The sequence below is a fragment of the Paenarthrobacter sp. YJN-D genome (assembly GCF_015040335.1).
GTDB classification, from domain to species: domain Bacteria; phylum Actinomycetota; class Actinomycetes; order Actinomycetales; family Micrococcaceae; genus Arthrobacter; species Arthrobacter nicotinovorans.
On record NZ_CP053549.1, the window covers coordinates 894,984 to 912,232 of the forward strand.

Sequence of the window (17,249 nt, forward strand, 5' to 3'; positions counted from 1 at the left end):
CTTACCCGCGGGTCAGCCCTTCATGGCCCCGGACATCGCAAACGAGTTCCCCATGCCCCGTGATACCACCGCGTAAAGAACCAACACCGGGACGGAATAGAGGATGGAGAACGCAGCCAGCTGGCCGTAGGCGATGGCGCCATGCTGGCCGAAGAAGCTGAAGATGGACACGGCCGCCGGTTGCTTTGCCGTGGACAGCAGCAGGATGAAGGGGACGAAGAAGTTCCCCCACGCCTGGATGAACACAAAGATGAACACCACTCCAAGCCCCTGTCCCATGAGCGGCAGAACGATGGTCCGTAACGTCGTCAGGTTCGATGCCCCGTCCATCCACGCCGCCTCTTCCAATTCCAGGGGAACCGAGTCCATGAAGTTCTTGGCCATCCAGATCGCCATGGGCAACGTCGTGGTGGCCATGAAGAAGATGGTCGCAGCCATGGAGTCCAGGAGCTGCAATTGAACGAACAAGCCGTAGACCGGGACCATGATGGCGGTCACTGGCAGTGAAGTGCCGAACAGCACCGTGTACATGAAGGGCTTGTTGAACCGGGACTGGTATCTGGACAGCGGGTAGGCGGCCAGGACGGCTGCAAGTACGTTCACCAGGGCAGTACCGGCCGATAAGACGAAGCTGTTGAGCAGCGGACGGCCCAAGAGCTCTGGTGTCAGGACGGCGCTGAAGTTAATCATCGACGGCGCCGATGGCACCTTGGTCTGGTACCCCGCTTGAGGGTCGACGGCGGCCAGCACCAACCACAGCAGCGGCGCCGCAAAGCACAGGCCAATCACCAGCAAAGCGACGTCGGCACCAAGCCTGGCCCTGGAGCCCTTCATGCGCGCCGCTCCCGCAGCAGCCACACGTACACCGCACCAAAGACCATTCCCAGCAGGATGAGGACCGATGCTACCGCTGTGCCATAACCGATGTCCCCGAACTTGAATGCTTCCTGGTAGGCGAGAACAGGCAAGGTTGTGCTGGCGTTGGCGGGTCCCCCCGCTGTCATTACCCAGATGAGGGTAAACACGGCCAGTGTCTGCAGGGTGATCAACATCAGATTGGTGGCGATGCTGTTCCTGATCAGCGGAAGGGTGATGAACGTGAGCCGCTGCCACCCCCGGGCACCATCCATGAGCGCGGCCTCGGAGACATCCCGGGGAACATTCCCCAGCGCTGCACGGTACACGAGCATGGAGAAGGCCGTACCGCGCCAGGTGTTGGCCAGGATGATGGCCACCAGCGGGAACGAATACAGCCAATCCAAGCCGTGGGTTCCCAGTGCAGCCAGTATCTGGTTCAAAGTGCCGTCGCGGTTGAAGTACGCGTATGCCGCGAACGCAGCCACGATTTCAGGGAGAACCCAGGCAGCCACCACGGCTGTGCCCACCCAGTCCGACACGGTTTTGCGTGAGCGTGTCATGAGCAGGGCGATCAGCAGGCCGAGGAGATTCTGGCCCAGCACGGCCGAAGCAGCAACGAAAACGACGGTGAGCCACGTAGCCATGGGAAAGGCGTCGTCGGTAAACATCCGGACGTAGTTCTCCGCGCCCACCCATTGCGGCTCCCTTGCCGCTTTTCCGGTCAGGGCCGCGTCCGTGAAGGAGGCGTAGAACGACCAGGCCACGGGAGCGAGCAGGAAAACCAGGAGGAGCAGAATGGCCGGGGCTACTGGCAGGAGCCGCGAGAGGCGGCAAATCTTCATCGCTGCAGGACCTTGTCCTCACCTACCAGTTTGCGGACAGTGGCATCGTACTCCGCGGCGGCCTCCTGGGGGCTCTGCCTGCCTGTGATGACCGATTCCGTGGCGACCTGGACAGCGGTGGAAATCCGCGGATAGTCAGCAGTCGCCGGCCTGTAGCGCGTCACGTCCACCAAGGCGGACACGTCCTTGACGAAAGGATTCGCTGCAAGATAACCCGCCTCAGCGGCCACGTCCGTTCGAACGGCGATCTGCGAGTTATTGATGTCGTACGCCAAGGCGTTTTTCTTGTTCAGCGCGGTGGCGAGGAACTGGAAGGAAAGCTCGGGGCTCTTGGTCCCAGCACCCACAGCCAAAGTCCAACCGCCCGACATGCTGACGCTGCCTGGTTCCTGGCCCTTCTGGGTGGGGAAGGCGGCCACAGCCATGTCCTGTTCATAGCCGGCCCACTCGTATGCGCCGCCTTTTTTCCAGCACGACGGCGCGTAGGAACCTTCCACGGTGGCCGCCAGTTTGCCCTGCGGGAACCACTCTCCGAAGACTTTCTTCCAGACATTGGCATCCAGTGCTTCCGCAGGACTGACGGCGAGTTTCTCGTCATAGAGGGTCTTCAGGAACGCCAGGGAGTCAGTGAAACCCTGGGAACCGACCACCCACTTCCTTTGGTCCTCGTCGTAGAGGGTGCTGCCGGTCCCGTAGAGGAGCTCATAGAAGCTCTGCATCACTGTGCCTTCGCCCGTACCCTTGCCGGCGTACATGGTGAAGGGAATCACTGTGGAATCGGCGGCTTTGACCTTCCGGGCCATCGCCAGAATGTCGTCCCAGCTTTCCGGTTGCCACGGAACAGCAATCCCGGCCTTCTGCAGCACGGCTTTGTTGTACCAGATCGCACGCGTATCCGTGCCCAGCGGCACTGCGTAGATTCCCCCGTCGTCTGCACGGCCGGCCGCCTTCGCGGCTTCGCTGAATTTCGCCCAGTCTTCCCATTTCCCAAGGTAACTGTCCAACTTGAGCAAGTAGCCGGCGTCGACGTCGGAGCGTACTTTGAAGGTGTCTTCGTAGAAGACATCCGGTGCTGTGTCCGGGGACCGCTGCGCCAGGGCGAGTTTCGTCCCGTAGTCGTCATCGTTGGCCTGGATGGGCTGGAGGTCAACCGTCACGCCGGAATTGGCCGCCTCGAATTCCTTCTTGGCATCCTGCATCACGGCATCGAGCGCTGTGAAAGCATCGGTCTTTTGGTACACGATCTTCAGGGTCGTTTTCCCGGCTGCGTCCGGCGTGGACGAACACGACGTCACCCCGGCAAGAATGGCAGCTACGGCAATTGCGGCCACCATCTTCATGGATCGCATGGTCTTCATTGGGCGCATGGTGCTCCAATCAGTCAAACGTGCGCTGCTGGGTCAGCCCTCCAGCAGAAGCCGTTGGGCGCGGGGGGCAAGCATGTGCTCCAGGACCAGGCAAGCAGCACCGATGGCACCGACGTCTTCGCCTACGCCGGTCCCCACGACTTCGAGCCCGTGGATCATGCGGGCGGCGTTGTTTTTGTCCAGGAGGCTGGGAACGCGATCCAGGAAATAAGGTGACATGCGGCCCCAGAACGGTCCCCCGAAGACCACACGCTCCACGTCCAGGGTGTTGGTCACCACGGAGACCGCCCGCGCCACGAGCGTTGCCGACTTATCCAGAATCGCTATGGCGCGTTCATCGCCGGCGTCGGCCTTGTCGCACAACTCCGCGTAACGTTCCTGCACTTCAGGACCGTCCGCCCCGTGGCGGTTCCCGTCCAGGACGCCTGCCGCTTCGGCTTCCGCCACCAACACCTGCGGAATACAGGATGACTTGACGCAACCCTGAAGCCCGCAATCACATTGCGGCCCTCCCGGGTCAACGACGATGTGGCCTATTTCGCCGGCGTTGCCGGAGGTCCCGCGCACTACCTCATCGTTGAGGACGATGCCGCAACCGATGCCGGTTCCCATGTACATGAAAACGAAGCTTCCCGCGCCGCTCGCGCCGCCGGCCCAGGTCTCGGCCACCGCCGCACTGGTGACGTCCTTGTCCACCAGCGTTTCCAGGCCCGTGGCATCTGCCAACGCTTCCCGGATCCGCACCCTGTTCCAACGCGTCAGCAGTGGCGGCTCCACCACGGAACCTTCGTCGAGGTCGATCGGACCCGGAACTGCAACACCCAGCCCGGCAATCTTTGACGCGTCGACACCCGACTCCTCGATGAGTGACTGGATCTGTTCGGCGATGCTGGTGATCACCCCCGCGGGGTCGCCACCGGGAGTAGCCATCCGGGAGTGCTTGACGACATCGCCCAGCAGGTCCAGTACGACGAAAGTGATGACTGCAGGGTCCAGGTGCACTCCCACGGCGTACATTCCCGCAGGGTTGAGGCGGAGGATAGTGCGCGGCTTTCCCGGACCGGACCCTTCTTTGCCTGCCTCGACGATGAGCTGCTGGTCAAGGAGTCGTCGGGAGATATTCGAAATCGTTTGCGGCGACAGCCCCACGATCTGCGCCAGTTCCACACGGCTGAGTCCGCCCGAAGACCGCCGGATCGCCTCCAGAATGACGGTCAGGTTGAAGTCCCCCATGCGGGGTAGGTTGGTTCCGCGCCTCGGTGTCGGCTGCCGGATCTCAGTCACTGATGCCCCTAGTCATTCGGAAAATCTTCGTCGAATTTGGTCTCTGTGTGCATCGTACGACACCACTGCTCCCACGGATACGAGCACACGCTGGCTCGGAAGTCAGGGGTTGGTAACGATGACACTGCATTGTATGCGAGCACAGTTCATTGACACGTCACGAACAGCCCTCAAGGCTTCCTGCTGCGCGTCACCGTGAACTTTGGATTCCGGCCTTCTTCCACGGTGGGACCGATCAGCCGTTCAAGCGTCGGCCGGTAGCGCAGGTGACTGTTGTACACCGTCCACAACTCCCCGCCCGGCGCCAGGACACGGGCGGCTGCTTCAAACATCCGCATCGCGGCACCGGCATGCACGCTGGCGCCCAAGTGGAAGGGAGGATTCAGCAAGATGAGATCGGCGCTGGCCGGTGGGAGCGACGACATGGCGTCGTCGTGGAGTACGGTGATCCGCTCCCCCAGTCCGTTTGCCATAGCGGTGCCCCTTGCCGAGGCAGCGGCCGCGGCAGATTGGTCGGTGGCGATAACCCGTGCTTTCTTTTGCCGCGAGGCAACCATGGTGGCGAGGATACCCGTCCCGCACCCCAGGTCCACCACACACCGTGCCTGGGGCATGCGGTCAAGGAATGTCAGCAGATAGCGCGTCCCAATATCGAGGCGTGCCCCCGCAAAGACTGCACCTTGGGCACTGACGGTGATTCCCAGTTCGGGCAAGGGCTCAACCACAGGAAAGGGCGGGGCAGCATTGACCGGCCTGGCGTCCCGCGCCACCAGGACCCGGGACTTTTGGCGGGCCAACTGTGGCTGGACGGAGCCAAAATACTTTTCCAGCACACTGTTCATGCCGATTGTCATGTGCTTTACGCGACCACCGGCGAGCAAAACAGCACCCGGGGCAGCAAACCGTGCAACGGCGTCGGCGATCTCCTCCAACTCCGCCAGGGCTTTAGGCAACTGCAGCAGCACCAGCTCCGCATCCTCAAGCAGTTCCCTGCCGAGCTCCAGCGGGCTGAATTTCCCCTCGGCACCGGTCCCCTGCGCATTGCGCCTTAGGGCCAGCCTCCCGGAGAAAAGGTCCTGGTGGACGCGGACATGTTCGACGCCGAGCCCCGCCAAAGCGCCGAGGGTCAACGCACCGTACCGGTCGCCGATGACGGCAATCCTGGTATCGGGAGAGCTGAATTCGACGGCGGTTTCCAAGAGCAGCTTGTCCGTGGCGTCGTAGGCCTGCAAGTTGTCGGCCTCTACGTCCGGCAACCTGCTCAATGAGTCAAAGAGCGCCCCAAGATCCAATACCGCCACTAGGAGGTTCCCGCTTTCTTTGCTTCAATAACCGGCCGCTGCCGGCGTCTCGACTTTATGGGTGCTTCGGAGGAAGCTTAAGCTGGCACTACGCAAACACCTGCCCTCCTCCGCGCGGTGAGAAGACCCCGAAGGTGGCCGGCATTCGTCACGGCGACCCCAGGAGCCAGGCGCCGGGACCACCCGTCACTGGGCTCCCCTTTCCCTTGCGAGAAGCCATGAGCGTCAATGTTGTCACGAACCTGGACGCAAAGTCCCACAACTCTCCCGACGAAACCCGGCGTGCGGACAAAACCGTAGTGGACCTGGTCACTGTGGGAGATTACACCATCGCCCGTATGACGTTTGAACCAGGCTGGACGTGGGCAGACTGCATCAAGCCTGCCGCTGGCACCGATTCGTGCCAGTTAAGCCACGTCGGGTTCTGCGTTTCCGGTTCCTTGGAAGTCGAAACAAACGACGGCGGCAAGATCAGCATTTCCCCGGGATCCTCCTACTCCATCCCTCCTGGACACAATGCCCGGGTGGTAGGAGATCAGCCATTCCAGGGCATCGAGTTCGTCAGCGGAGCCGAATTTGCCGAAGCCCTCAAGTAGGCGTCCGGGCTGGAGCTGCGGTTCAGACCGAAAGCAAAAGACCCCGCTCGATTGAGCGGGGTCTTTCTACCGGAGTGGAGCTGAGGGGACTCGAACCCCTGACCCCCTGCATGCCATGCAGGTGCGCTACCAGCTGCGCCACAGCCCCGGATTTGCTGACTTCATCAGGAAGTATTTCTCTTCCCGTCGAAGCAACTCGTCAATACTAACCACAATCCCAGCGGAAGAGAAATCGCCGGAAGGTGAGGTGCATCACGTCGGGCGCCCGTCCTTCGGGAGACCCGCACGACCGAGGTGCGTGGAACGAACCACTGCACCTCCCCCCAAAAACGGGCCGTGCGGAGTCTCCCAAAATGACGTGCTCCAAGGAGTCTAGGATCCCCGCGCCAGAAAACAAAACCGTCCAGTCGGTTTCCCTGCCTTTCCGCACTTGCGCGGTGATAGCGTTGTGAAATCCCGACGGCGGCTACTTCCGCCGCCAGCCCACCATGAGAGGTCCTCACAACGGATGCAGCAACGCGCGCAGGAAACCCGGCTGGCCGTCATCGAAGGGGCGGCATCGGTCTTCGCCGGGATCGGTTATGCGAAGGCGAGCCTGGCTGACATCATCGCGCACGCCGAGGTGACAAAGGGGGCACTGTACTTTCACTTCACGTCCAAGCGGGACCTGGCGCTTGCAGTGATCGAAGAACAACATTCCAAGGTCCTGGCTGCAGGTTCCGACATCCTGGGCACCAGCGCACCTGCGTTGGACAAGATCATCGCGCTCTGCAGGATGTTTGGCCGGCAACTCCTGGACGAACCGATCGTCCGGGCCGGCATACGCCTTACCTTTGAAGCTTCAGCGTTCGAGGCAGATGTGTCCGGGCCTTACGAGGACTGGATCGCCACGGTAGAGGGCCTTCTGGGGCAGGCCAAGGTTGAGGGCGCGGTCCGCGCGGACCTGGATGCCGCCGCCTTCGGCCGGTACCTGGTGGCCTCCTTCACCGGCGTCCAATTGGTTTCCGACGTACTGACCGGACGTGACGACGTGTTGCAGCGCATAGAGCAAATGTGGGAATTCATGCTGCCGGCTCTGTCTCCCGTCCGACCGGGCTCACCGGACTAGCCCGGCACCGGGCGGGTCTTTCAGCCCACCCCAGGGTCGGCAGCTTCGTGCCGGGAATCCGGACACGAAAAAGGCCCCGCCTCCCTCACCGGATGATCCAGGAAGAGAAGCGGAGCCTCATAGGGTGGAGCTGAGGGGACTCGAACCCCTGACCCCCTGCATGCCATGCAGGTGCGCTACCAGCTGCGCCACAGCCCCATATTCTTGCTGCTTCACGCTTAGCTTTGGAAGCCATCCGCGCCGAAGCAACTCAAATATCTTAGAACAGCATTTCCGATAATTCCAAATCGGGCATATTCGCTTGCCGCAGCGTCCTAGGCCTCGGAATCCTCCGAGGTTGCAGCCTTGGCGGAAGCGTCATCACCGAGTTCAAGATCTACCACGGGGCAGTCCTTCCAGAGGCGCTCCAATGCATAGAAGACGCGGTCTTCCGCGTGCTGGACGTGGATGACAATGTCGGCGTAATCCAGGAGGACCCAGCGGCCTTCGGAGCGGCCTTCGCGGCGCACGGGCCGAAGGTCCTGCTTCAGCAGTTCCTCTTCGATCCCGTCCACGATTGCGTTGACCTGGCGCTCCGTGGGAGCTGATGCGATCAGGAAGACGTCGGTCAGCGCCAAACGCTCGCTGACATCCAGCGCGACGATGTCTTCTGCGAGCTTGTCCGCCGCGGCACGGGCAGCGTGACGGGCGAGGGTGATGGATTGTTCATGTGCAGACAAGGGAACTCCTAGTTATGGCGTGTGGCCGGGAAATGGCGTGAGCCGTTGGGGCGGAACTATCCGCTGGTAATCATGATGATGCCGACGATCAGGGCAAACAGGCCCAATGCCAGGACGCCGTATTGCAGCAAGCGGCTCCGTTGGGCCCTGGCCAGGCCGGCAGTACTGGCATCCAGCGGATCCAGTCCATAGGCGGTACTGGCAGACACAGGAGGCCGCTGTGTTTCTTCGCTTGTTTCTGCCGTGGAGGTGGCTTTGTTCCTGGATGACCGGGCAACCGCCTCGGCGCGGGCAAGAACCCCCGCACGCCCACGCGGAGCACGTTCCTTCGCCGGTGCCTGTACCGGATCAAGCTTGGGGCCGGACGAGGTGACCAACGGGACAAAGGTAGTGCTGGGACGCTTCATCACCGGGCGTTCGACGCCGGGAACCTTGACGAACTCCAACGGAGTCACCATGGCGAGGTTGTTCGCCGTCGAAGGACCGGCCGATGTAGAAGGCTCCTTACCCTGCCCGGGATGGTTCAGCCCGGGCTGGTTCTGGCCAGGCCCGCTCTGCCCGGGTTGGTTCCGTTCGGCCTGATTCTGCTCTGCCAGCTTTTGCTTGGCAGCAGCGCGCTTGTTCAGCACCGCGGCGCGTTCGGCCAGGGCGATCTGCTGGGCCAGGACCTCGGGATCAACAGCAAGCGGATCCTGCTCGGCAATGTGTTCGAGCTTGGAAGTCTGGTTTTGGACCTGCGCGGCAATCAGTTCGCGAACAGCAAGGGCCTGTTCCACGGACATCTCTGATTCGGCCGCTGGCACACCGCCAGACCCGGTGGGTGCCGGTGTTTTCGACTGAGGGGATTCTTGTGGCTCATCCCGCGTCGGCGGCTTTTCCCCGTCTTTGTCCGCAGCCTTCGGCTTGGCGCCGGGCATGGGAACAACCGGGTTCATGGACGTGGCGACTTCTGCCTGAAGCTGCTGAAGCCGAAGCTGGCGCCGGGTGGGCGGACCGCCACCTGAGAGTTGCTCTTCCTTATCGGCGAGCTCCTTGATGGTGCGCAGTGCGGCGCGGTCACGCGCCCGGATCTGGGACGAGCGTTCCTGGGCCGCAGCACCCACCGCATCCACAGGCGCATCCGCCGCGCGACGGTTGCGTCCGTTGGAGCGCTCTGCACCGTCAGCAGGCTCTGTCTCCTGCGGGGCCGTAGGCTCCGCCTGGACTTCCGGGTTCTGTTCCCGGGCACGGCGAAGCTCACGCCTGCTGCGGATGGGTCGCTGTTCCTGGCTGCTCATTTTACAAACTCATTCAGTACGTGCTTGGTCGTCTGATCCGGATAGTGCCGGCGACAGTTCTCCTGGTACAGCGTCAGGTGCATACAGTCCATACTTTGCGATGTACTGCACCACACCGTCAGGGACCAGGTACCACACCGGGTTGCCTGCACCCACGCGGATACGGCAATCCGTGGAGGATATGGCCATGGCCGGGACTTCGAGCAAGCTTACGTCGTCAGTCCGGCCGAGGTCGTTCAGCTCGTGTCCGGGGCGGGTCACCCCAACAAAGTGGGCCAAGGACCAGAGCTCGTCCACGTCTTTCCAGGACAGGATCTGGGCCAGGGCATCCGCGCCGGTGATGAAGAAGAGGTCGGCGTCGGGGCGCTGGGCCCGAAGATCCCGAAGGGTATCGATGGTGAAAGTCGGGCCGGGCCGGTCCACGTCAACGCGGCTGACAGTAAACCGTGGGTTCGATGCCGTCGCGATGACGGTCATCAGGTACCTGTGTTCGGGTTCACTGACCAGCTTGTGCGACTTCTGCCACGGTTGACCGGTGGGCACGAAAACAACTTCGTCGAGGTCGAACTTGGCTGCGACTTCGCTTGCAGCCACAAGGTGGCCGTGATGGATGGGGTCAAAGGTTCCACCCATCACGCCCAGCCGAAGCCTGCGCTCCGACTCCCCGCGAGGTGTTGCGGCAATAATGTTAGTGGCCCTGGCCGTGGGTGTGCTTGTTCGGGTGCTGGCGGTGCGGGTCAGCGTGCTCCTCCACTGCCTCGTGGCGGTTACCCAGGTTGGTGTAGGACAGGGTTACGAACATGAGAACCAGCAGCAGGGCAAACATCGAGACGCCGAAGACCCACGGCTCGGCCCACAGCGGGGCGAGTTCCTCGTGGCCGCCTTCTGTCTCGGCGGCAATGGACGTGGCGATCTGCTGAAACAGCATCTTCTCCCCTAGTTGGTTCTCAAAGGATTTCGACGGCGGGACTCCCCGCCGTTCCGGACTTCTGTTCTATGTTACCGCGTTGCTAGCTGCGGACTTGGCCTTCACCCTGCACGATCCACTTTGTAGTGGTCAGTTCGGTGAGGCCCATGGGACCTCGGGCGTGGAGCTTCTGGGTGGAGATACCAACCTCAGCACCAAGCCCAAGCTCACCGCCGTCGGTGAACCGTGTTGAAGCGTTGACAATCACAGCCGCCGAGTCAATCTCGGCGATGAACCTCTCCGCGTTGGCGAGGTTGTTCGTCAGGATGGCTTCTGTGTGCCCGGTGGTCCACTTGCGGATGTGCTTCACCGCGTCATCCAGGCTGTCCACCATGGCCACAGCCAGGTCGAGGTCCATGTACTCAGTGGCCCAGTCGTCGTCGTCCGCGGGAACAGTCTCGACTGCGCTGCCGAGGGCAGCCGCGATCCTGTCATCGACGTGAAGTGTCACGCCCGCCTTGCGCAGTGCGGCCGCTACTGCGGGCAAGGCCGTCGACCCTGAATGCACCAGGAGTGTCTCCACGGTATTGCAGACACTCGGACGTTGGGTCTTGGCATTGAGGAGGATCTCCACGGCCATCTCTTCACCCGCCGACTCATCAATGAAGATGTGGACATTGCCCTCACCTGTTTCGATAACCGGCACCGAGGAGTTGGTCACGACAGTCTGGATAAGCTCGCGTCCGCCCCGGGGAATGAGGACGTCCACCCGCCCGCGGGCACGCATCAGGACATTGGCACCTTCGCGGCCATACTGGTCAACTGTCTGCACGGCATCAGCAGGAAGTCCCACCGAGTCCAAGGCGTCGCGCAGGATCCGGACCAAGGCCTCGTTGGTGTTCGCGGCAGCGGAACCGCCGCGGAGGATCACGGCGTTGCCACTCTTGAGGGCGAGGCCGGCAATGTCCACAGTGACGTTGGGGCGCGCTTCGTAGATGGCGGCAACAACACCCATCGGCACATTGACCTGGCGCAGGCGCAGACCGTTGGGCAGGGTCTGCCCACGGACCACGTTGCCCACGGGGTCCGGCAAGCCGGCCAGGTTCTCCAATGCGGCCACCAGGCCGTCGATGCGCTCCGGAGTAAGGGTGAGCCGGTCCAGGAGAGCTGCAGACGTGCCGTTGGCGCGGCCTACGGCAACATCCTTGGCATTGGCTTCAAGGACATGCTTCCGGTTCTCAAGCAAAGCTGCCCCGATTGCACGAAGCGCACGGTCTTTCCACGCACGGTTGGCCTGTCCCAGGCGGCGTGCTGCTTTCCGGGAACGGTCGGCAATGGCGTGGACAGCAGCTTCGAGTTCCTCCGGAGTCAATGGAACGCGTCCTGCCGCAGGGTTCTCCGGCGCGGTGCCGGCAGTGCCGGTAGCGTCGGAAATCACAGGGGCGTCAGGGGTCAGCGCTTCAGTCATGCACCCAGTTTAGATGAGCGCGGCCCGCGCAGAAGCACCAGATCGTCAACATGAACAACTTCGCGGTCATAGCCCCGCCCCAGCGACTGACCAAGCTCCTGGGTAGTGCGGCCCAGCATGCGGGGAAGTTCCTCCGACGAGTAGTTCACCAAGCCACGGGCCACGATGCTTCCGTCCAATGCCACCATCTCCACCGGATCACCGGCTTCGAATTCGCCCCCGACCTCCGAGATGCCGGCGGGAAGCAATGAGCGGTGCCTGTCGCGCACAGCCTTGACGGCGCCGTCGTCGAGCACCAATCGTCCCTGCACGGTCGCCAGGTGCGCGAGCCACAAGAGGCGGACGGGTTTGCGGTTGCCGTTCACGGCGAACCAGGTTCCCACGTCCTCCCCCGCCAGTGCTGCTGCGGCATTGGCCGTGGAAGTGACCAAAGCATGGATCCCGGAACTTGCGGCAATCGACGCGGCCTCGACCTTGGTCATCATGCCGCCCGTTCCCACACCGGCCTTGCCGGCCTTGCCGATGGTGACGTCCTCCAGGTCCTGGGGTCCGCGCACCAGCGGGATGCGCCGGGCGCCTTGGGACGGCGGACCGTCATAAACGGCGTCGACGTCGGACAGCAGCACCAGCGCATCGGCGCGGACCAAGTGCGCCACCAAGGCAGCCAAGCGGTCGTTGTCGCCAAAACGGATTTCATGGGTTGCCACGGTGTCGTTCTCATTGACCACCGGCACCACGCCAAGATTCAGCAGCCGGTCCAAGGCCCGGAAGGCATTGGTGTGCTGGGTCCGGCGCATGAGGTCGTCGGCGGTCAGCAGGACCTGGCTCACAGTTACCCCGTGTGCATTGAACGCCTGCGTATAGCGGGCCATCAGGAGACCCTGGCCAACACTTGCTGCCGCCTGCTGGGTGGCAAGATCCTTGGGCCGCTTTGCCAGGCCCAACGGTGCCAGCCCGGCCGCAATGGCGCCCGAAGAAACGAGGATAATCTCGGTTCCGGCGTTTCGCTTTCCGGCGAGTGCGTTGACGAGTTGTGTCAGGGACTTCTCGGAGATGCCACCCTTGATGCTGGTCAGGGAGGATGAACCCACCTTGACCACGATCCGTTTGGCGGTGGCTATCCCCTGGCGCTCCAGTCCGGCAGCGTCCTCGGAAACGTCAATGGTCCTAGTCGTCATCACCGGAATCCAGGGTGCTTTCCCTCACCGTCTGGGCGCGGCGCCCGCTGACGGACTCTGTCCAGATGCCCGCCTTGCGCTCGGCTTCGAGTTCGGCGCGCGCAGCAGCCTTGGCCTCGCGGCGCTCGATCTGCTCTTCGCGCTTCTGCGAACGCGTGGGACGGTCACCGATGTCAGCAACACGGATATCGGTGCCTCGCGGAGTTGCCAAAAGTTCGGCACCGGCCATCATGGTGGGCTCCCAGTCGAAGACGACGCCGTCATCCTCGCCAATGACGACGGTATCGCCGGGCTTGGCGCCAACCTTGAACAGTTCCGTCTCAACACCAAGCTTGGCGAGGCGGTCTGCAAGGTAGCCGATGGCTTCCTCGTTCGTGAAGTCGGTCTGCTTGACCCAGCGCACGGGCTTTTCGCCCAGTACGCGGAACAGCGGCTCGAGGTTCTTCTCTTCACGGCGGATCTTGAAACCGGACTCGTTGACGGCGCGCGGGCGAAGGACCGGCGGAGCCACCTTGGGGGGTGCAGCCTGGACGGCGTCGCGCGCAGCCTTGACGATTTCTGCCATGGCAAAGCCGAGCTGGCGCAAGCCTTCGTGGCTGGTTGCCGACACTTCGAAGACACGGTAGCCCCGCGCCTCCAGGTCCGGACGTACGAACTCGGCCATATCCTTGCCGTCGGGGAGGTCGACCTTGTTCAGGACTACCAGCTTGGGGCGCTCGTTCAACGGGACAACTTCACCGTCAACGCCGGCGTAGCTCATATCGACGGCGTACTTCTCCAGTTCGGCCTCAATGATGGCGAGGTCGGAGAGCGGATCGCGGTCCGATTCCAGGGTTCCGCAGTCAAGCACGTGGACCAGGGCAGCACAGCGCTCCACGTGGCGGAGGAAGTTATGACCAAGGCCCTTGCCCTCGCTGGCGCCTTCGATGAGGCCCGGAACGTCGGCAATGGTGAAGCGGACGTCTCCTGCCTGGACCACGCCCAGGTTGGGGATGAGGGTGGTGAACGGGTAGTCGGCGATCTTCGGCCGGGCAGCGGACATGGCAGCAATCAAGCTGGACTTGCCCGCGGAGGGGAAGCCGACCAAGGCAATATCGGCAATGGACTTCAGTTCCAGGACGATGTCACTGGATTCGCCTTCGATGCCGAGGAGCGCAAAGCCCGGGGCGCGTCGCTTTTGCGAAGAAAGGGAAGCGTTGCCGAGGCCACCCTGGCCGCCGGCGGCCGCAATGTATTCAGTACCTTCGCCCACCAGGTCTGCCAGGACTTCGCCGTCCTTGGTCTTGACCACGGTGCCGTCAGGGACCGGAAGAATCAGGGTCTCGCCGTTCTTGCCTCCACGCCAGTCGCCCATGCCGGGGCCACCATTGGTGGCGTGCCTGTGGGGTGCGTGGTGGTAATCAAGCAAAGTGGTGGTCTGGGCTGACACGCGGAGGATGACGTCGCCGCCGTTGCCGCCGTTGCCGCCGTCGGGACCGCCGAGCGGCTTGAACTTTTCCCGCTTAACGGAGACACAGCCGTGGCCGCCGGTTCCGCCGGATACGTGCAGGACTACCCGGTCTACAAAGCTCGCCACGTGGATCTCCTCTATTGCTGTTGCCAGCGCTGTTGCAAAAACCAGCGCGCCTGAGGGCGCCCTAGTCGATTGTAATGCGGTTAAAAGAACGGTGGAGCGGGCCGCTTGGCCCGCTCCACCGGTTCAGAACTTGTTGTTACTCTGCAGCTCCAGCAGCAACGATGTTCACTACGCGACGGCCGCGGCGAGTACCAAACTCAACCGCACCGGCCTGCAGGGCGAACAGGGTGTCGTCGCCACCGCGACCGACGCCTGCACCCGGGTGGAAGTGGGTGCCGCGCTGGCGAACGATGATTTCGCCGGCGGAGACTACCTGACCACCGAAGCGCTTGACGCCCAGGTACTGTGCGTTGGAGTCACGACCGTTGCGAGTGGAACTCGCGCCTTTTTTGTGTGCCATGTGAAATGCCTGCCTCTAAATTTCTGGGGAAACTGAAAAACCTGAACAGCGGGTAACGAAAGTTACGCGATGCTGGTGATCTTGATCTTGGTCAGTTCCTGACGGTGACCCTGACGCTTCCGGTAGCCGGTCTTGTTCTTGAACTTCTGGATGACGATCTTCGGACCACGGAGGTCTTCGAGGATCTCAGCCGTAACCTTGACGTTGGCCAGTTCCGCTGCTGCGGAGGTGACCTTGTCGCCGTCAACCAGGAGCAAGGCGGGCAGCTCAAGCGTGCTACCGGCTCCACCGGGGACGCGGTTAAGCGTTACGTAGTCTCCAACGGAAACTTTTTCTTGGCGGCCGCCTGCGCGGACAATCGCGTACACCACTTGGGTACTCACTTCTCTCGACGTTTATAACTAAATTTGCGTGCGGAACCTGTCACCGGAATCAGGCTTGGTTCGCGCTGTGCCTCAACGCCGTGGACTTCTGTTCGAAGTCCGCGAGTCATCCCATGAACAATTCCAAGGGGCATAACCCAAGTGTTGGCGTAAGCACCGAAGATCAAGATTACGCTAGTTTGACCCTCAGCTGCAAATGAGGCCGGGACCGGAGGCTGCCCCGTGACTTGCATCACGAGGTGTAACGGACTCTCCCGGCACCGTGCCCATACAGCCTACAGGGTTTGGCGGCGATTAACGTGATCACGCCCGCGACGCGCGGGACAAGCCATGCTTTTCATCCCGGTTCAGTCCCGATTCAACAGGCCGGGCCACCCTGGGCGTAGAGCCGCGGAGCATCAAAGAACGCCGTCTCGTAGCGGCAGGACTGCCTGAAAGCCTCAAGCATCTCCGCACGTTCACGCCCGGAAGCGGCAACGGCCGCCGCGTCTGTGAAGTTGATCGCCATCCTTGTGGCGGAGGCAAAGTCCTCGTCGGCGTACGTCCGCAGCCAGTCCGCATAGGGATGCCCGCCGGAGGCCCCGGCATCGACGAACGCGGCGTGGAGCTTTTGACCCACTTCCGCATACAACCAGTAGCAGGGCAGGATCGCCGCGAGGACCACCGCATAGCTGCCGGATGCCGACGTTGCCAGCAGATGGTCCACATAGGCTTTGGTGACCGGTCCGGTGACGCCCGAAGCCTCACGGGAGCTCAACCAGTTCCTGTGCAGTTCCGATTCAACTTCCAGGCACTGCCGTGAGCTCTTGACCCAGAACAGCTGTTCTTCCTCGGTGGGCGCCAACGCACCTGCACGGGCAAGGACCCTGGAATAGCCATTGAGATAGATGGCGTCCTGCGCAAGGTAGTAGCTGAACGCCGGCTCCGGCAAATGCCCCGACTGCAGTTCCTGGATGAAGTTGAGGCCGTGGATTTTTTCAAGCTCCGGGATGGCTTCCTTCCACAAAGTGGCAGCAAATCCGCCAGGCTGGAGGACGCGCTGGTGGTGGAAGTGGTCCACAGGCCCGTTGCCCCGGCCCACTTCCAGCTCCCCTGCGCTCCTCAGGGCCTGGAGCAGCCACGGTTTCGCTTCGCGCAGTGAGGCCTCCCAGTCGCCCGTGCGCGCCTGGACGGTAGCCAAGGCGGACGACAACGAGCATCCAGTGCCATGGCTGTTCCGGGTCGCAATCCTTGGACCTGCCACTTCGATGACGTCCTGCCGCAACAGCCCGCTGGTGTTGATCAAGGCATCGGGGCATTCCGAGCCGGCCAGATGACCGCCCTTGACCAAGACCGTGTTTCCGCACTCAGCTGCCAGTCGCTTGCCCTGCTCCAATGCCGATGCCCAATCAGCAGCCTCGGTTTCCCCCAGCAAAATGGCAAGCTCGGGCAGGTTCGGCGTGATCAGGTCCGCCAATGGAAGCAGGGAACGAAGGGCCTCCCCTGCGGATTCGGTCAGCAGGCGGTCACCGCTGGTGGCCACCATCACGGGATCAAGAACCACGACGGCGGGGCGCACCGATTCGAGCCAACTGCGCACCTCGTCAATAACAGCCGCGTCGCCGAGCATCCCGATCTTCACCGCGTCGATGACGATATCGGTACTGACGGCGTCCAGTTGCTGGCGCAGGAACTCCACGGGTGGTACGTGCACACCGCTGACACCCAGGGTGTTCTGGGCCGTCAAAGCCGTAATGGCAGCCATGCCATATCCACCGTGGGCGGCGATGCTCTTCAAATCAGCCTGGATTCCGGCTCCTCCGGACGGGTCTGAGCCCGCGATGCTCAGTACCCGGGGGGTTCGTCTGCGGTCCTCCGCCAGCGGATAAACAGCAGAAGATGACAATGCGGCCATGAGGACATCCCTTCGCCGGTGCTAACCGGACAGGTTCAACGGGTTTGGATCTCAGCCTGGCCCATCGCCTGGCACCCCGTGTCAGTCCCCC

17 protein-coding genes, 2 tRNA genes and 1 riboswitch are annotated in these 17,249 nt (G+C 62.5%); of the genes, 2 read left to right on the forward strand and 17 right to left on the reverse strand.

What is annotated here, in order from left to right:
• Positions 1-12: 12 nt before the first annotated feature.
• The 5 genes from HMI60_RS04165 to HMI60_RS04185 form a co-directional block, all read right to left on the reverse strand.
• The gene (locus HMI60_RS04165; protein ID WP_193590613.1) at positions 13-834 is read right to left on the reverse strand and encodes a carbohydrate ABC transporter permease; all 822 of its coding nucleotides are present in this window, start codon (positions 832-834) and stop codon (positions 13-15) included.
• Positions 831-1,700 carry a carbohydrate ABC transporter permease gene (locus HMI60_RS04170; RefSeq protein WP_110504716.1) on the reverse strand — a complete coding sequence of 290 codons (870 nt, stop codon included), beginning with the start codon at positions 1,698-1,700 and terminating at the stop codon, positions 831-833. The genes HMI60_RS04165 and HMI60_RS04170 overlap by 4 nt, the downstream gene beginning before the upstream one ends.
• Positions 1,697-3,067 carry an extracellular solute-binding protein gene (locus tag HMI60_RS04175; protein ID WP_193590614.1) on the reverse strand — a complete coding sequence of 457 codons (1,371 nt, stop codon included), beginning with the start codon at positions 3,065-3,067 and terminating at the stop codon, positions 1,697-1,699. The genes HMI60_RS04170 and HMI60_RS04175 overlap by 4 nt, the downstream gene beginning before the upstream one ends.
• A gap of 33 nt (positions 3,068-3,100) precedes the next feature.
• Positions 3,101-4,300, reverse strand: a complete 1,200-nt coding sequence (locus tag HMI60_RS04180; protein ID WP_018777807.1) for an ROK family transcriptional regulator — start codon at positions 4,298-4,300, stop codon at positions 3,101-3,103.
• Positions 4,301-4,521: 221 nt separating this feature from the next.
• Complete coding sequence (locus tag HMI60_RS04185; protein WP_227453650.1) at positions 4,522-5,652, reverse strand: methyltransferase; 1,131 nt, start codon at positions 5,650-5,652, stop codon at positions 4,522-4,524.
• 218 nt (positions 5,653-5,870) lie between these two features.
• Here HMI60_RS04185 and HMI60_RS04190 point away from each other — a divergent pair, with 218 nt between their 5' ends.
• The gene (locus HMI60_RS04190; protein ID WP_018777809.1) at positions 5,871-6,248 is read left to right on the forward strand and encodes a cupin domain-containing protein; all 378 of its coding nucleotides are present in this window, start codon (positions 5,871-5,873) and stop codon (positions 6,246-6,248) included.
• Between the two features lie 75 nt (positions 6,249-6,323).
• Here the strand turns inward: HMI60_RS04190 and HMI60_RS04195 are convergent.
• A tRNA-Ala gene (locus tag HMI60_RS04195) sits at positions 6,324-6,396 on the reverse strand.
• 360 nt (positions 6,397-6,756) lie between these two features.
• On the opposite strand from HMI60_RS04195, the gene HMI60_RS04200 reads away from it, so the two are divergent.
• Positions 6,757-7,356 (forward strand): ScbR family autoregulator-binding transcription factor, encoded by a 600-nt coding sequence (locus tag HMI60_RS04200; protein WP_018777810.1) that lies wholly within the window; start codon positions 6,757-6,759, stop codon positions 7,354-7,356.
• Positions 7,357-7,481: 125 nt separating this feature from the next.
• Here HMI60_RS04200 and HMI60_RS04205 read toward each other — a convergent pair.
• The 11 genes from HMI60_RS04205 to thiD form a co-directional block, all read right to left on the reverse strand.
• A tRNA-Ala gene (locus tag HMI60_RS04205) sits at positions 7,482-7,554 on the reverse strand.
• Between the two features lie 116 nt (positions 7,555-7,670).
• Complete coding sequence (gene rsfS / locus HMI60_RS04210) at positions 7,671-8,075, reverse strand: ribosome silencing factor (RefSeq protein ID WP_018777811.1); 405 nt, start codon at positions 8,073-8,075, stop codon at positions 7,671-7,673.
• 56 nt (positions 8,076-8,131) lie between these two features.
• On the reverse strand, positions 8,132-9,352 hold the full coding sequence (locus HMI60_RS04215; RefSeq protein WP_193590615.1) for a hypothetical protein: 1,221 nt from the start codon (positions 9,350-9,352) through the stop codon (positions 8,132-8,134).
• A gap of 9 nt (positions 9,353-9,361) precedes the next feature.
• Positions 9,362-10,039 (reverse strand): nicotinate-nucleotide adenylyltransferase, encoded by a 678-nt coding sequence (gene nadD, locus HMI60_RS04220; protein WP_079582179.1) that lies wholly within the window; start codon positions 10,037-10,039, stop codon positions 9,362-9,364.
• A 1-nt stretch (position 10,040) separates the two neighbouring features.
• Complete coding sequence (locus HMI60_RS04225) at positions 10,041-10,280, reverse strand: hypothetical protein (RefSeq protein WP_018777814.1); 240 nt, start codon at positions 10,278-10,280, stop codon at positions 10,041-10,043.
• 82 nt (positions 10,281-10,362) lie between these two features.
• The gene (locus HMI60_RS04230) at positions 10,363-11,727 is read right to left on the reverse strand and encodes a glutamate-5-semialdehyde dehydrogenase (protein WP_055976052.1); all 1,365 of its coding nucleotides are present in this window, start codon (positions 11,725-11,727) and stop codon (positions 10,363-10,365) included.
• Positions 11,724-12,905, reverse strand: coding sequence for a glutamate 5-kinase (gene proB / locus HMI60_RS04235; protein WP_018777816.1), 1,182 nt, complete (start codon positions 12,903-12,905; stop codon positions 11,724-11,726). Before proB ends, HMI60_RS04230 begins: the two co-directional genes overlap by 4 nt.
• Positions 12,895-14,481, reverse strand: coding sequence for a GTPase ObgE (gene obgE / locus HMI60_RS04240; protein ID WP_018777817.1), 1,587 nt, complete (start codon positions 14,479-14,481; stop codon positions 12,895-12,897). The genes proB and obgE overlap by 11 nt, the downstream gene beginning before the upstream one ends.
• Before the next feature lie 136 nt (positions 14,482-14,617).
• Positions 14,618-14,881, reverse strand: coding sequence for a 50S ribosomal protein L27 (gene rpmA / locus HMI60_RS04245; protein WP_193590616.1), 264 nt, complete (start codon positions 14,879-14,881; stop codon positions 14,618-14,620).
• A 62-nt stretch (positions 14,882-14,943) separates the two neighbouring features.
• The gene (gene rplU, locus HMI60_RS04250; protein ID WP_018777818.1) at positions 14,944-15,252 is read right to left on the reverse strand and encodes a 50S ribosomal protein L21; all 309 of its coding nucleotides are present in this window, start codon (positions 15,250-15,252) and stop codon (positions 14,944-14,946) included.
• Between the two features lie 370 nt (positions 15,253-15,622).
• Positions 15,623-17,158, reverse strand: a complete 1,536-nt coding sequence (gene thiD / locus HMI60_RS04255) for a bifunctional hydroxymethylpyrimidine kinase/phosphomethylpyrimidine kinase (RefSeq protein ID WP_055976054.1) — start codon at positions 17,156-17,158, stop codon at positions 15,623-15,625.
• A riboswitch (TPP riboswitch) is annotated at positions 17,149-17,247 on the reverse strand. (Overlaps the previous gene by 10 nt.)
• Between the last annotated feature and the right edge of the window lie 2 nt (positions 17,248-17,249).

Coding starts and splice junctions, on each gene's coding strand:
- HMI60_RS04165 (WP_193590613.1), bottom strand. CDS start 834: ATGAAGGGCTCCAGGGCCAGGCTTGGTGCCGACGTCGCTTTGCTGGTG.
- HMI60_RS04170 (WP_110504716.1), bottom strand. CDS start 1,700: ATGAAGATTTGCCGCCTCTCGCGGCTCCTGCCAGTAGCCCCGGCCATT.
- HMI60_RS04175 (WP_193590614.1), bottom strand. CDS start 3,067: ATGCGCCCAATGAAGACCATGCGATCCATGAAGATGGTGGCCGCAATT.
- HMI60_RS04180 (WP_018777807.1), bottom strand. CDS start 4,300: ATGGGGGACTTCAACCTGACCGTCATTCTGGAGGCGATCCGGCGGTCT.
- HMI60_RS04190 (WP_018777809.1), top strand. CDS start 5,871: ATGAGCGTCAATGTTGTCACGAACCTGGACGCAAAGTCCCACAACTCT.
- HMI60_RS04200 (WP_018777810.1), top strand. CDS start 6,757: ATGCAGCAACGCGCGCAGGAAACCCGGCTGGCCGTCATCGAAGGGGCG.
- HMI60_RS04215 (WP_193590615.1), bottom strand. CDS start 9,352: ATGAGCAGCCAGGAACAGCGACCCATCCGCAGCAGGCGTGAGCTTCGC.
- HMI60_RS04225 (WP_018777814.1), bottom strand. CDS start 10,280: ATGCTGTTTCAGCAGATCGCCACGTCCATTGCCGCCGAGACAGAAGGC.
- HMI60_RS04230 (WP_055976052.1), bottom strand. CDS start 11,727: ATGACTGAAGCGCTGACCCCTGACGCCCCTGTGATTTCCGACGCTACC.
- proB (WP_018777816.1), bottom strand. CDS start 12,905: ATGACGACTAGGACCATTGACGTTTCCGAGGACGCTGCCGGACTGGAG.
- rpmA (WP_193590616.1), bottom strand. CDS start 14,881: ATGGCACACAAAAAAGGCGCGAGTTCCACTCGCAACGGTCGTGACTCC.
- thiD (WP_055976054.1), bottom strand. CDS start 17,158: ATGGCCGCATTGTCATCTTCTGCTGTTTATCCGCTGGCGGAGGACCGC.